At 42.3% G+C, this 15,648-nt stretch carries 9 protein-coding genes; 6 read left to right on the forward strand and 3 right to left on the reverse strand.

From position 1 onward, the window contains the following. Positions 1–4 precede the first annotated feature (4 nt). From M2273_RS18830 to M2273_RS18850, 5 genes are all read left to right on the forward strand, one after another. A complete protein-coding gene (locus M2273_RS18830) occupies positions 5–1,525 on the forward strand; it encodes a BatA domain-containing protein (RefSeq protein ID WP_429399306.1) in 1,521 nt (506 codons plus the stop codon). After that, positions 1,518–3,644, forward strand: a complete 2,127-nt coding sequence (locus M2273_RS18835; RefSeq protein WP_429399307.1) for a DUF4175 family protein — start codon at positions 1,518–1,520, stop codon at positions 3,642–3,644. Before M2273_RS18830 ends, M2273_RS18835 begins: the two co-directional genes overlap by 8 nt. A 6-nt stretch (positions 3,645–3,650) precedes the next feature. Continuing rightward, positions 3,651–5,435 carry a hypothetical protein gene (locus tag M2273_RS18840; protein WP_429399308.1) on the forward strand — a complete coding sequence of 595 codons (1,785 nt, stop codon included), beginning with the start codon at positions 3,651–3,653 and terminating at the stop codon, positions 5,433–5,435. 66 nt (positions 5,436–5,501) lie between these two features. Then, positions 5,502–7,139, forward strand: a complete 1,638-nt coding sequence (locus M2273_RS18845) for a TldD/PmbA family protein (RefSeq protein ID WP_429399309.1) — start codon at positions 5,502–5,504, stop codon at positions 7,137–7,139. Between the two features lie 7 nt (positions 7,140–7,146). Continuing rightward, positions 7,147–8,478 carry a TldD/PmbA family protein gene (locus tag M2273_RS18850; protein WP_429399310.1) on the forward strand — a complete coding sequence of 444 codons (1,332 nt, stop codon included), beginning with the start codon at positions 7,147–7,149 and terminating at the stop codon, positions 8,476–8,478. 121 nt (positions 8,479–8,599) lie between these two features. Here M2273_RS18850 and M2273_RS18855 read toward each other — a convergent pair whose 3' ends face one another. Then, positions 8,600–11,146, reverse strand: a complete 2,547-nt coding sequence (locus tag M2273_RS18855) for a zinc-dependent metalloprotease (protein WP_429399311.1) — start codon at positions 11,144–11,146, stop codon at positions 8,600–8,602. Between the two features lie 361 nt (positions 11,147–11,507). Between M2273_RS18855 and M2273_RS18860 the strand changes: the two genes are divergently transcribed. Continuing rightward, a complete protein-coding gene (locus M2273_RS18860; RefSeq protein WP_429399312.1) occupies positions 11,508–12,401 on the forward strand; it encodes an SMP-30/gluconolactonase/LRE family protein in 894 nt (297 codons plus the stop codon). Between the two features lie 2 nt (positions 12,402–12,403). Here the strand turns inward: M2273_RS18860 and M2273_RS18865 are convergent, their stop codons facing one another. Continuing rightward, entirely contained in the window at positions 12,404–12,778 is a 375-nt protein-coding gene (locus M2273_RS18865; protein WP_429399313.1) for a DUF1304 domain-containing protein, read from the reverse strand. Between the two features lie 49 nt (positions 12,779–12,827). Beyond that, positions 12,828–15,629, reverse strand: coding sequence for a S8 family peptidase (locus M2273_RS18870; RefSeq protein WP_429399314.1), 2,802 nt, complete (start codon positions 15,627–15,629; stop codon positions 12,828–12,830). Between the last annotated feature and the right edge of the window lie 19 nt (positions 15,630–15,648).

Genomic DNA, 15,648 nt, shown 5'->3' on the forward strand with positions numbered 1-15,648 from the left:
AAGAATGCAGTTTTTAAATCCCATATGGTTGTTTGCAATTGCCGCGTTAAGCATCCCGGTAATTATACACCTGTGGAATATAAAACCGGGTAAAACTTTAAAAGTAGGCAGCATTTCACTCATGACATCGGCGGCTCAAAAAAGCAGTCGTAGTTTTAAGTTGAATGATGTGCCTTTGTTCCTGCTGCGCTGCCTGCTGCTTACTTTGCTGGCATTTTTATTGGCCATGCCGGTATGGCGGCAATATCTTTCGGCAGCCAAAACAAAAGGCTGGCTGCTCATTCCCAAAGAAAGCATTAAGGAGGGTTATAATAAATTTAAACCCACCATTGACTCCCTCACCAAGGTTGGTTATGAATTTCATTATTTTAATAAGGGTTTTACCAAGGCCGATTTAAAACAGGTATTGACCGATTCTACCGCGCAAACCCAACCCGAACCCGCAAATTACTGGAGCTTAATAGTACAGTTAAACGACCAGCTTCCGGCTGCTGTGCCTGTATATTTATTTACATCAAATCAAACAAAATATTTTACCGGTAATAGGCCATCTATCGCATCCAATCTAAATTGGCAAACCTATACACCTGCTGATTCTGTAAATACCTGGATTGAAAGCGCGCGGTTCACCAATACTAATGCCATCAAGGTTGTTGAAGGTAACAGCAAACCGTCTGGAACTTATTTTGCCAATTATAATATCCAGTCGGGGGGCGGGGCTAATGCCGTTTTTACCGTAAATATAAACAACGGCAAGCCCGAAATAAGTTTAAAGAACGGCGATCAGAAAGCTATACTTATTGATACCAACAGCCAGCGCATTGCTATTTTTACCGATAAGCACAGCGTTGATGCTGCTTATCTGAAAGCAGCCCTGGTGGCAGTCAGTAATTTTACCGGACATAAAACAGTTATTAAACAATACAGTGATGCCGGTCAGATACCTGCCGGGCAAAACTGGATCTTTTGGTTGTCAGAAAAACCGGTTGATGTTAACAGTTTAAAAAAGACTATAAATATCCTGAACTATGAGCCGGGTCAGGTAAACAATACGGCATCATGGATAAAAACAAATGGCGCGTTTTCGGTAGCAGGGCAACAACGTTTTCCGGCGCTGTATAAACTGGTTAAGACAGAAGCCATCAGCTCGCAACCCGTTTGGCTTGATGGTTATGGCAATACTGTTTTAGATATACAGCAAAACCAGCATACCACCAGCTATCATTTTTATTCCCGCTTTAACCCCGCCTGGAATGAGCTGGTTTGGAGTGATGGGTTTCCGAAGCTGTTGTTAAAGCTGATGGCCGGTGAAAATAATAATGACCAAATGGCACGGCATGATCGCCGGGTAATGGATCAGCAACAATTGATGCCTTATATTATTCCGGCTGTAAAAAACACAGATGGTCATAAAATCACTATTCAAACAGATCTGACACATTATTTCTGGCTGGCATTGATTTTTGTATTTTTTGTAGAACGATGGCTGGCCCATAAAAATAAACTGGTTCCAAAACATGGCTAAGCAGGGAGGGGTATGTAAAATAAGCGCTATACACCAATGGTATATTGGTTGCCAGTTAGCTGCAGATGTACTTTTTGCTGCAGCGATTTCTATTGCGGCAGGAGGTGTGTTGTTTTACCTGTTTTCGTTTTCAAAGCTTTGGATGGTGCTTGTATTTGTGATAAACTTGTTGGTTTTATTGCTTATTCGCAAGGTATGGACAGTTAGTTATCTATCCATTTCAGGTTTCCTCGACCAGCACTATCCCCAACTGGAAGAAAGCAGCGGATTAGTGTTAAAATCAGCCGGTGAACTGAACCTGCTTGAAACACTGCAGGTAGCAAAAGTAGAAGAACAGTTGCATCAGATACCGCTTTGGCACAGTTCTTTTTTTAGGCGTATAAAACTGGCTTTACTATTATTGATCATTGCTTTAGGCATAAATTGGGCAGCCGGCAAGTATGTTTTACAAAGTCATGCCGATAAAACTACGGGTGCATCAATCATTAAAACCACAATACCTGAAAAGGTATTACCACAAATAGCCGCTGTTGATATCACGATCAGTCCGCCTGGCTATACGGGCAAAGCGAAGAGAGAGCAAGATAAATTTACCTTGAATGTGGAAGATGGATCCACTGTAACCTGGAAAATATCAACCAATATTGCTGTTAACCGGGTATCCCTGTTGTTCAATGATAAAGCATCTGTGGCATTAAAGAGTTTGAACGTTGATAAAACCAGATGGCAAACCCAAAAGGCAATTACTCAAACCGGCTTTTATCAGGTGAGTGTGGATGGCAAACTTTCGGACTTGTACCAGGTGCAGGTTATCAAAGATCAGCCGCCTGTGATCCATATTAAAACGCCCAGGCAATACACCTATATTGATGCCGGCGAGGCACAAAAGGTAAATATCAGTGCAACTGCCAATGATGATTATGGCGTTAGTAATGCCCTTATTTTTGCAACTGTAGCCAAGGGTAGTGGCGAAGCGGTTAAGTTTAAGGAGTACAAACTTGATTTTTCTGCGTCATTCAGCGGGCATCAAGCTCAATACAATTTACAAAAAATGATTAGTCTGCCCGCTTTAAATATGGAGCCGGGCGATGAGCTTTACTTTTATATACAGGCTACGGATACCCACGAGCAGCAAAGCCGTACCGATGTTTATACTGTTTCTATACAGGATACTGCCCAACTGTTAAGTATGGACGGTATGCTCAGCGGGGTAAATCAAAAACCTGAATTTTTCAGGAGCGAGCGGCAGATCATCCTGGATACCGAAAAATTGTTAAAAGAAAAGGATAGCATTAGTACAGATAAATTTAAAAGCAGAAGTAACGACCTTGGGGTTGATCAAAAACTGCTGCGTTTGCGTTATGGTAAGTTTTTAGGCGAGGAATCCGAATCAGATATTAACCCGGCCGATGGACAGGACGATCCGGTTGGTGATATTAAAAACTATGGCAACGCGAACGTGATCCTGGATAAATACACCGACAAACACGATAATGCCGAAGATGCAGAATTTTTTGATCCGGCTTTAAAGGCACAGCTTAAAGCTACGCTGACCGAAATGTGGAAAGCTGAGCTGCAATTGAGGCTATATAAACCACAGGATGCTTTACCATTTGAATATAAGGCGTTGCGACTATTAAAAGATCTACAGCAAAAATCAAGGATGTATGTGGCTAAAACCTCCTATAATCCACCGCCTTTAAAATTAGATAAACGGTTGAGCGGAGACCTGTCAAAGATCAGCCAGCCGGTGAATAAACAGGATATAAAACCGGGTACGGATCAGTTTGAAAATCTTAAAAAAGCGGCAGGTGTTTTAGAGCAATTAAAGGTTAAGCCTCAAGCAAACAATGCTGATCTGCATGTACTTTCACTAGCTAACCAGCAACTCAGTCTGCAAGCATCGGTTCAGCCGGGTATTTACTTACCGGCTTTAAGCGCCATGCGCAGGATCTTGTCAAACCAAAACAATATCAAACTGAATGATATAGCCCTGGTTGAAAAGGCCATCCAAAAAACACTGGTGCCGGTTAAAAAAATACCAACGGCCACACAAGCCCCGGCAGATATGGGTTTGTCGAACGATTATTACAAAAACCTTAACCATTTAAACAGATAACTGCAGATGAACTGGAATAGCATTGTTATCATCATTTGCATCTTAGTCGCAGCATTTGCCGTGTGGAAGGAGTATAGCCGTAGCAACAAGTCGCGCTTAGGTTTGCGCATCATCGCGGTTATAGCAGTAGTAATTGCGCTGGCTTGTATTGCTTTACCGTTATCTTACCATGCCGATATTACAAAACAGGATAAAAATGAAGCTGTACTAATAACCAGCGGTTTTAATAAAGATAGTTTGAATCATTATGCTGCCAAAAAGCTATTTACGTTAGACAGGAAAATAAAAAACATTGTCCCTAAAGCCGTTGCTCTACATAACCTGGATGAACTTGCTGCTGATTCCACCATTACGCAATTGCGTATTTTGGGTGATGGCCTTGATCAAGAAAATCTACGCGAGTTAAACCATTTACCGGTGATATTTTATCCCCAGGCACCAAAAAATGGTATTACTGCAATCAGTTGGAATGAAAAAATTAATACCGGGGATGAATTAACTATTCAGGGCAGGTTTAAAAATTCATCCGCAAAAAAGGTAAAGCTTTTGCTTAAGGGGTTAAGTACAGTTTTGGATTCTGTTGTTATCGGTTCTGCAAGTACTACAGACTTTCAGTTAGCTACTACCCCTAAAAGCTCAGGTAAAATTGTTTACAGCTTAGTGGCGATGGTTGAGTCCGATACTCTTGAAAAGGAAAGCCTCCCTGTACAAATAGATCCTGTAAAACCTTTGAAAGTGTTGATGCTTACTGCATCTCCCGATTTTGAGGGCAGGTTTTTGAAAAACTGGCTTTCGGCTAATGGGTATGCCGTTGCTATACGCTCAGCCATTAGTAAAGAGAAATACAGTAAAGAGTTTATAAACCTGGAACAATTCCCGCTTGATCATCTTACTGCTCCTGTATTGGGTAAATTTGATGTATTAATTGGCGATCTGGTTGTGTTGAAGTCATTAAGAGGGGCAGAGGCAGCCGCGTTGCAGCAGGAAGTAACCCAAAAAGGATTAGGGATAATTGTTCGGGCCGATAGCACATTAAGATCAACCTCCTGGTTACAACGTGATTTTTCGTCAAATAGCATAGCTGTAAAAGAGCCCGCCCCGGTATCGCTCCTGCTGCAGGGCAAAACAGGAAGGACGGCCAAATTAAATGCCGGATTGGCGTACATTGATAGTCAAAACGGCACCCAACCATTAGTGAGTGATGAACGTGGGCACCTATTAGCCGGCAGTACATTGGCTGGTGCAGGCAAGATCATATTTACCCACCTAAATAATACCTTTAGCTGGATGCTGAGCGGTAATAAGCAGGATTATTCCAACCTGTGGTCTTTATTGATTAGCAAGGCATCCCGCAAAGTACAGGTAGCAGAAAACTGGAACGTACTATCAGCAGTGCCATCTGTATCAAACCCGGTTCAATTGCAACTTGAAAGTGCCGCTGCCCCGTCAGCAATCAAAGCAAACGACATTATTATACCTCCACAACAAAATAGTTTGATCCCCTTTGAATGGAAAGTCGGCTATCTGCCTCAAAGCACAGGCTGGCAAATGGTAAAGCAAAACAATGGCATACTAAACTGGTGGTATGTGTATAAAGATGATGAGTGGAGTGGTATCCGCACTCAAAAAAAGCAAACTGATACCAAAGCTTATATTGCGAAAAATGTAATTGTGAATAATGTAACGAAACAGATACATGAAAAAAGCACAATTGCTGTACCTAAAATATATTTTTATGTTTTGCTACTAATGGCGTGTGTGTTTCTGTGGGTCGAGGCTAAGTTTTTATAGAATGCATTTTCACAACTTCTGCAAATAGCAGAGAAATATAACAGCATAAAAAAGGAGGAACAAACTTTGAGAAGACGAGACTTTATTTATTTGACCGGTATCGGTGCCGGGGCATTAATGCTGCCCGATTTGAGTGCACTTGGTAAAACGATTGACCCCTTACAGGCGCTTGAAGGCGTTGATGTAAAAATTAAAAAAGAACTGGCAGATGTGGCTTTGAACACCGCCAAATCAAACGGCGCTACTTATGCCGATGTAAGGATTGGCCGTTACCTTAACCAGTTTGTAATAACCCGCGAAAACAAGGTGATAAACGTAGCCAATACCGAATCGTACGGCATTGGGATCAGGGTTATTGCCAATGGTTGCTGGGGATTTGCAGCTACCAATGATGTAACTCAAGAAGGTATGGCCAAAACCGCCTTAAAAGCGGTGGCGGTAGCAAAGGCCAATGCTAAAATTGGCGGCGCGCCGGTAGAGCTTGCTCCACAAAAAGGATATGGCGAAGTAAGCTGGAAAACACCTTTGACTAAAAACGCATTTGAGGTGCCTATAAAAGAAAAGGTAGATCTTTTGCTGAATGCCAATGGTATAGCCATGACAGGCGGCGCAAATTTTGTAAACTCCATGATGTTTGCGGTTAACGAGCAAAAGTATTTTGCATCGACAGATGGATCTTATATAGATCAGGATGTTCATCGTATTTACCCAAGTTTTACGGTTACTAAAATTGATCCAACGGCTGGTTCATTTGAAACCCGTCGCTCGTTAAGCTCGCCGGTTGGTATGGGTTATGAATACCTTGACCCATTGGCAATTGAAAAAGTTTTGGGTGTAACTACCCGCTACAAAAAACGCTATGATATGCTGGAGGATATTAAATATGCCACCCAGCAGGCAGGCGATAAATTAAAAGCAAAATCGGTAGAGCCGGGTAAGTATGATCTTGTTCTTGATCCTTCGCATTTATGGTTAACTATCCATGAATCTGTTGGTCACCCTACTGAGTTGGATCGTGTGTTGGGCTATGAGGCAAATTTTGCCGGTACCAGCTTCCTCACTTTAGATAAATGGAAATCGGGCAAGTTTAACTTTGGCAGTAAGGCTGTAAATATTGTGGGCGATAAAACTCAAGTTGGCTCATTGGGCGCTGTGGGTTATGATGATGAAGGTGTGCAATGTAAAAAATGGGATATCATTAAAGATGGCATCCTGGTTAATTACCAGGCCATTCGTGATCAGGCGCACATCATCGGCCTAAATGAATCACAGGGCTGCTGCTACTCGCAGAGCTGGCAGGATGTACAGTTTCAGCGTATGCCAAATGTTTCCCTGCAACCGGGTAAAACGCCATTAGCCGTTGACGATATGATAAAAAATGTTGAAAAAGGCGTTTACATTATTGGCGATGGTTCTTTCTCTATTGATCAGCAGCGTTATAATTTCCAGTTTGGCGGTCAGCTTTTTTATGAGATAAAAGAAGGGAAAATTGTGGGCATGCTCAATGATGTGGCGTACCAGGCCAATACACAGGAGTTTTGGAACTCATGCGCGCAGGTTTGTGATGAACGTGATTATCGTTTAGGCGGGGCCTTTAATGATGGTAAGGGTCAGCCAAGCCAATCGAGCGCGGTGTCGCATGGTGCATCAACAGCATTGTTTAAGGGAGTTAATGTAATCAACACTAAAAGAAAGATCGGATAACAGAATTATGCCTATATTAAATAAAGAAGGAGCACAGGCTTTATTAAAGAAAGTGCTTGCCTATTCAAAAGCCGAAGAGTGCGAGGTAAGTGTTAATGGCAGCGAGGGTGGCAACATCAGGACTGCTTTAAACGCGGTATCAACAGCAGGCGATATAAGTATCATGAGTTTGGCTGTTACCTCTGTTTTTGGTAAAAAAGCAGGGACTGCCACCATCGATGAATTTGATGATGCGGCCCTGGAAAGGGTAGTGCGCCGTTCTGAAGAGTTGGCTCAATTAGCACCTGCCAATCCCGAATACATGCCGATGTTAGGTCCGCAGAATTTTCCTGATTCGATTACCTATAATGCGAATACAGCCGGTATGACGCCCGACAGCCGGGCCGAAATGATAGCTAAAAGCTTATCGGTTACCAAGGAAGCCAAACTAACCGCCGCCGGTTTCCTTGAAAATTCAACAAGCTTTAATGCCATGATGAATTCAAAAGGGTTGTTTGCCTACAATAAGGGTAATGATGTTACCTTTTCCGTAACCACCCGTAACGAGGCCGGTACCGCTTCGGGTTATGCCGCAAGAGGCTTTACTGATGTAAATAAGATGGATACTTTTACTGCAACTAAAATAGCGGCAGGTAAATGCCTTAGCTCGTCAGGAGCTAAAGCCATTGAGCCCGGCAAGTATACCGTAATACTGGAGCCGGTAGCGGCAACCTATATGATGGAGAATATGTTTCGTTTTGATGCCCGCACTGCGGAGGAGGGACGCAGCTTTTTGAGTAAAAAAGGTGGAGGCACCCGTTTGGGCGAGCAATTAATGGACCCTAAAGTTACCATTTACTCAGATCCGTTTAATCCAGACCTGCCTTCATCAACCTGGAGCGGTGATGGACTGCCGCGCGAAAAAACCATGTGGATAGACAAGGGTGTGGTGAAAAATTTAAGCTACAGCCGTTACTGGGCCGATAAAAAGGGTGTAAAACCAATGCCCATCCCCGGTAACATCATAATGGAAGGCGGCGATGCCAGCATTGAAGACCTGATAAAAAGTACCGAAAGGGGTATCCTGGTATCACGTCTTTGGTATATCCGTATGGTTGATCCGCAATCATTATTACTTACCGGCCTTACCCGCGATGGTACGTTTTATATAGAAAACGGTAAGATCAAATTCCCGGTTAAAAACTTCCGCTTTAACGAAAGTCCGGTGATTATGCTGAACAACCTGGAAGCCCTCGGTAAACAGGAGCGCAGTATCAGTGTTGAAAGCTATCGTAGTTACCTGATACCGCCCATGAAAATCAGGGACTTTACCTTTAGCTCCTTATCAGACGCTGTTTAAACACATTTGATTATAAACATAGCGGAGAAGATTCGCAAAAAAAGGGTTGCTCAAAGTAGAGCAACCCTTTTTACTTGCCTCCCATTTACGAATTGGGAATACTGTTTAAGGAAAGGGATTTCTAAAAATTATTAATGATTTCAAAGGTTTTGTCCGGCATGCCAATAGGTGCTCCCGGTGGCATCTCCAGTGCAGGCTCTGATTGGAACTTATCTGGTGATTTTTCAAATTCTTCAATCTTTAATAATCCAAAATAAAGGGAGGCTTTTTGCCTGATATCTGCACTGGCAAGTTTATTATTCATCCAGTCTTTCAGCTCGTGTATTTTTAAAAGTGTTTCACCACGAACGTTTTCGGCGGTATGTGTGTCTGCGGCCAGTTGCAGTAAATATTTAAGTGTTAGGTTGTTAACCAGTATTTGCAGTTCGCCTTTATAGCCAGCTACAACAGGCGCTTTCCAGGTTTTATCAATCAGCTTATCCAATACAGCAAACAGGCCAGGTTGGCTGCTATCGCGTGCCTGGTATTCAATCAGGCGCGCAGCACGTTCTTCGTCAAGCAAATAACCAAGAGTGGTTCCGGCTGCCGTTTCGGCTGCGGCTATTGGGTCAAATGTTGGCCCGGTATGTCCGCCAAAAGTTTCAACACTTGCCGGGTAGCCCGTTGGGCGCGGCGGTATTTTTTTTATTAGCGCTTCGGGCAAAGCCAGTGCATCAGGAGTGATAGAGCTCATCATGGCATCAAAAGCACGCCATTGTTCTGCCGGATCAACCATTTTAGTGGGTTCTTGTCCGTCATTTTTCAGGGCATGTGTAAAGTACAAACCGCCTATAGATTTGGCAACTGCTTCCAGCTGATAGCGGTGTAACAGGTACATCGGTACAAGCACTTCTTCAAGAGTGGCCATGGGCGCATCCTGGCGGATAGCTTTTTCAGAGAAATTATCCAGTACATGTCTTCTGACCAGCATAAGCTTACTAAACTGATCAATTGGGTTTACACCATCATCCCACTGATTAGAAGCCGGATGCGCGCCTCCGCCTACATCTGGTATATACTTAAATCCCTCCTTCAAGGTTTCTTTCATGATTTTGTCAAGAGCAGTATTCTCGTCGGTTCCCTTTGCGAAATCAGAATAACCCCATATAATAGAACGTTTGTCCCATGTACCTATTCCTTTGGCATAAGCTTCAGAAAGGTCAATAGTGCCATCCGATTTCATGGTAAATCTGGGGAAAGGATAGTCCATTACTGATGCCCGGTCATTGGGGCTGGCGGCAAAATTGTGTGTTAATCCAAGTGTGTGGCCTATTTCATGTGCCGATAGCTGTCTGATACGGGCGAGTGCCATTTCTTCCATTTTTTTGGATACTGGTTTGCCATCTTCATACGGCTGCAACAAACCTTCGGCTATGAGGTAATCCTCGCGATGACGGTCGGAACCAAGGGTTACTACTCCTTTAATGATCTCACCAGTGCGTGGGTCAATATAGGATGATCCGTATGAAAACGCACGTTGCGGACTACCCGAGCGATTTACCCAGTTAACCATATTATAACGTATATCCATCGGATCGGCTCCTTCCGGCAGCTCTTTTACAATAAATGCGTTTTTATAACCAGCAGCCTCAAAAGCCTGGTTCCACCATGAACCACCCTCAATCAGCGCCTTTTTTATAATAGGCTGCGCGCCGCGGTCAATATAATAAACAATAGGTTCTACAGGTTCGCTGATAGCAGCAGATGGATTTTTCTTCCGGAGCCTGTGTCGCCCGATGAATTTTTTAACAATAGGCTCTGACATGGGAGCTGCAAAATCCATGTACTGGAAAGCAAAAAAGCCCGAACGGGGATCAAACTTACGGGGCTCATAATTATTATCCGGCAGTTCAATAAAAGCCTGGTGCAGATTTACGGTAACGGCGGAGGGATCAGGGGCTATGCCCCAACTTCCCCGGCCACCACCGCCTCCTGAATTACCTCCCGTAAAGGTGATCATGGCCTCAAACTCGCTGTTTTTCGGAAAATTTTTGGTGTTTTCTAAATAAACAGCCGAGCGTGTTTCATCAATGTGATAGCCACCGCCTGCTGTTCCGCTGCGACCTGCTGTTGATGCTGCCTGTGCGCTGCCCGGATTGCCCCGGCCACTACCCAGTGCCTCACCAATATGCTGACTGTCGCGGATCAGAAAGGGAGTAAAGTCAATCAATATCTTATCACCTTCAATAGCTGCCGGCGTAAAGCCAAAGATCACTGACTTTGCAAAGGCATTTTCTACATCTTTTTTTTCATCGGCATTGCCATTTACAGCACGATAATTATAATTGGGCTCAACCAAAAATACTTTTGCCGCAACTTTAATGAATTTGGTAATTACAGATGACGCCTGGCCACGTTCTGGCCCGCCATTGCCAACGCCATCAATTAATGAACTGAAATACAAAAATTCGGTATTGAATTTGTCTATTTCCAGGTATATCTTACCACTTTTCTCGTCGTAATAAAAATTAAAATAGCCTTCAAACTTTTTTAGGTTCTGCGTCATGGACGAAATAGTTGGCACCTGGTTAGAACTTGTCCGTCCTTCGCCTGTAGCTTGCCGATTTTGCGCATTTGCAGTTGATAAAGAAGCTAAAACAATGTAAAAAAGTAATAAGAGTGGTTTCATACGGGTGTTTTTCCTGGGTTTTACGTGTAAGGTGTGTTGTATTTTTAATTTGTGTATGGTAAACTTAATAATCATTTATATTTAATTGTGTTTTTAATCTGATTATCAAATAATTGTTACAGTATTTGGCAATTTTTTAAATTAAAGGAATAAAAAGGCGGAATGTGTTGTGTTTTACGAGTTGGATCTGTTGGTTTTGGTGGGTATACAGTTAATTATCTACATTAATTGGCTTTGATACAGTAAATTTAACAGGTAAATATGGAGTTGTTTTTGTTTTAAAAAGGGATATGAATAATCATGTAAATGTTGCTAAGTACTAAAAAACACTTACTTTGTTATTCATAATTTATCTATATACATGAATAAGCAAATTGTCATTCAAAATTGGAATGCGGAGTTACTGTATAAAACCGAACTGATACTTGGTGAAGGCGCACATTGGTATGCAGAATGGAAAAAGTTTTTATATGTAGATATTGAAGGAAAGAAGGTTGGCCGCATTGATCCGGTAACGAAAATTATTGAAGAAAGAGCAGTTGGAGAAAGAGTAGGAACAGTAGTGCCAACCACCCATGGCAAACTCATTATTGCTTTGGAAAACTCTATAGAAGCATTAGATTTTGAAACGGGCATAAAGGAGGAAATCGTAAAGATCGAAGTAGATAAACCAGGTAACAGGTGCAATGATGGTAAATGCGATGCTGCCGGCCGTTTATGGATAGGTACCATGGATATGAAGGAAGAGCTTCACAAAGGAGCTTTATACTGTCTTGATAACTCTTTACAAAGAAAATTAGATAGAATAAGTATATCGAACGGTATTTGCTGGTCGGCCGACAATACGGTGATGTATTACATTGATACCCTGGATTATAATATCAAAGCTTATGATTTTGAAGTGCTTACCGGTAATATTTCTAATGAACGAATAGCTGTGAGCGTAAAAGAACCCGGCTATGGTCCCGATGGGATGACCATAGATGAAGAGGGGATGCTATGGGTAGCCATGTGGGGCGGAGCCTGTGTGAATAGGTACGATCCTCTTAGTGGAAGCCTGATCGGAAAAGTGGAAGTACCCGCGTTAAACGTTACTGCATGCGCTTTTGGTGGAGCAGGCATGAAACAATTGTTTATCACCACTGCACGCAAGGGGTTAAATGAGGAGCAATTGCAAAAATATCCGCTTAGTGGTTCTTTGTTTTATCTGAATACCGAAATTAAGGGGGCTCAAATGAACAGGTTTGTAGTCTAAGACTAATGCCCTCCTTGCCTGTTAACCAAAATAAGCGCAATGGCCAGCAGGGCAGGAAGAGCTTGTATGTAAAATATTTTTTTGGTTACGGTAAATGAACCATACAGTCCGGCTATAGCTACGCAGATCAAAAAGAATAAAGCAACGTTATTGTGCCAAAGCTTATCGCTAATAAAAAATGTCCAGAATAAGCCTGCTGCTAAAAAGCCATTATATAGCCCCTGGTTTGCTGCCAGCGTTTTGCTGTTTTTTAACTCCTCAAGCGATTTATTAAACGCTTTGGGCCCCCGGGTTGTCCAGGCAAACATCTCCAGCCATAGTATGTAACAATGAATAATGGCAATAAGGCCAATAAGTATTTTGATGATCAGGTCCATTGGTTTGAGGATTTATCAGATAAATATAACATTAGCTTTAACAATTGCCTTAAACCTTTATCAATTTGCCCTGATAAATAATCTTGCCTTTTAACATAATTACATAAACATATACTCCCGGATTAAGATTTATCTGAATGGTGTTCTGCAATTCACTAATGTTTTTATCCAAACTTAACCTGCCACCGGCATCATATAGTTTAAATTCATAATCGTTAATGTCGCCACTTAGTATGTTTAATTGTGTGCTTACGGGATTGGGATAAATGGTAAACTGGCCGTTCTGTAAAAATGTAGCGTTTGCCAGGTCTGAGTATGTAATTTGACCATCGTCACGGGTCAGTTTTGCTCTGTAATATTGAATCCCTTTTTTAGGGTTAACATCGGTGAATTGATAGGCAAGGGAAGGGCCAATTATAGTTGTACCTAACTTGGTATAAACATTTGAACCTGTTAGTTTCTCCCAGGTTATTGATTTTAAATTAACCACACTACCCACCTGCAAATTAAGTAATATGGTATTACCAGCTACGTTGGCCAGCAACGTTTTAATATAACACCCCACGCCCTGGTTAGCCACATTAATAGTATAGCTTTTTAAGCCCTCAAAGCCATCGCCCTGTGCACTTACCGCGAAATAAGGTGATGATTGCTGTTGAGCAGGTACAATGATGGTGGTATCGGTAGCAGAAGTAAGTTTTTGTAATAAATTATCTTTTACAGTATAAATATTATAACCCTTACTGCCTGGTTGAGCTTTCCAATGCAGCAGGGTACCATCAGCACAGTTATAGCCCACTTCAAGGTTGGGTGGTTTTGATAGGTTAAATTCTTTACTGATATGTTCCTGGCCGTTAATGTCCATTTTAAGTATGGCGGTTGTAAAAGTATCAGGAGCGGTCCAGTCGTAGTAATTGTTTTTTAGGGTGATGTTATTAATAGCTTTCCAGGTAACCCCATGATCGTAGCTTACACTTAGCTTACCCGATGCTGTATTAAATGAACTCTGCCAGCGAAGATAATTTTCATCCGCAGCAAAAAGCTGGTCATGCCCCGATGGGTAGATCCATTCAAACTGATTAGCTATAATAGCCTGATATGCTATATAAAAAGTCTGTGAGCCCTGTGGTACTTTATTGCCCTTTACATGAATAATATAACTACCGGCAGCGGGGTTTTGCAGTGTTACCTGCTCCATGTTGTTTAATGTATCTCTTTGTCGTTTTGCAGGCATTGATAAGGAATCTGCCGAGGGATATGAGCTCAGGCTCCATGGCAATACATTTTGGTTGGCGGGTGTTGTTATATACAGGTCCAGGTCGTTAATAAGGGTCGTAGGGGCATTTAGTGCCGCGGGTGGGTCGTTCCATGCTAATGATACTTTAAATTCTCTGCAACCTGCCGGCACGGATATCTGATAGTCTACCTGTTGCTGGTTGGCAACTGTACTCTTTTTTAAACGGTTTTCGTTAATGGTGCGTAAGGCTTCCAGCGCGTTTAATTTCCCATAACCTGTTTTGTGATCAACCGCAGGTAAGCCAATATCATCGGCCGAATTGATGAGCACACTTTTTATAAGCGCGGCTGATGGTAATTGATGAAATTGTTTTTTGTATGCTTGCTGCAACAACACCACAGCGCCTGAAACCAGCGCCGCTGCGCCCGATGTGCCGTCTTCGCCATTAGCTACCAGTTCGGGTTTAATCCTGCCATCATATGCCGGGCCGGCAGAGCTCAGATCCTCCGGCTGATTGGTGCGGCCCGTGCCGCCTATTACCAATACATTTTTTGCCTGTTTAAAGGTGCCCGAAAGATTGGCAACGCCCGTAATACCATTGTATATACCTGCTGGGGGGGCTGATGTGCCGATATTGCCGGATGAAAACACATGGACAATGGAATCATTTTCGGCCACTTGTTTATCATAAGCTGCAGCTTCGGTGCCATAATAGTTCTCGATCCCCGTGCCATAGGAGTGATTTTGAACGCTGATATTAAATGCTTTAAAAATAGCTGTGCTATCGGGCATTAATTGTGCAAAGTCTGACGAGGTGAACCTTGCTTTTAGGGCTGCCCCAGTCCCTTTGATAAATGAATTTCCATTACCGCCTATCAATGTGGCCATAATGGTAGCGTGGCCAGAGGTGATTTTAGATGTTTGAAATGAATTGAATGACCGCCCAAGCAGGTCCAGGTCATCATCATAACGGTCTTCTTTTATGCCAACGTTAATGCCGTTGCCATCAATATCGGCATAATTGGCTGTTATTGCCGAGATATTGTTTGCACCCAGATCAATATCATTAATAGCCAGTTCTTCGTGGGGTTTGCGCGTGATATTTGCAAAAATAATATAGGGTTGTTGTAATAATTCGGGTAGTTGTTGTAAAGAGGTATTGAGGGTAATTGCATTGGCTGATTGGGCTGTTATTACACCATATTTTTTAACATTAGCAATAACTGAATCACTGCTGGACGTGATTACCAGTTCAATAGATTGCTTGCTATTTGGGTGCTTTTGCCAAAACAGCAATAAATTATCCGTAGCCTTCCATAATGAATTTACAGGGGCGGTATCCTGTATGTTTGCATCAGGCAAAATAGGTGATGGCGATGCAACCACATAAAAGTTATAGGAGATCCTTTTTACAAAATGGAATTTTTTAGCATCTGCCGTTTCGGGCTTTTTAAACTTAACCAAATAATAATTAATTGTATTGTTTTTTGTTGCCTGGATAGGGGATGTAGCCTTGTATAGTGCGCTGATAGCCTTATCGCTAATGATTTTTTGAGCCCATGAGCACTTAAAACATAAAAATATCAGTATAAAACAAAGTAATTTTTTAATCATGATAGGCCCAAAAAAATAA

This window comes from Mucilaginibacter lappiensis, from assembly GCF_050433765.1.
Classification (GTDB): domain Bacteria; phylum Bacteroidota; class Bacteroidia; order Sphingobacteriales; family Sphingobacteriaceae; genus Mucilaginibacter; species Mucilaginibacter lappiensis_A.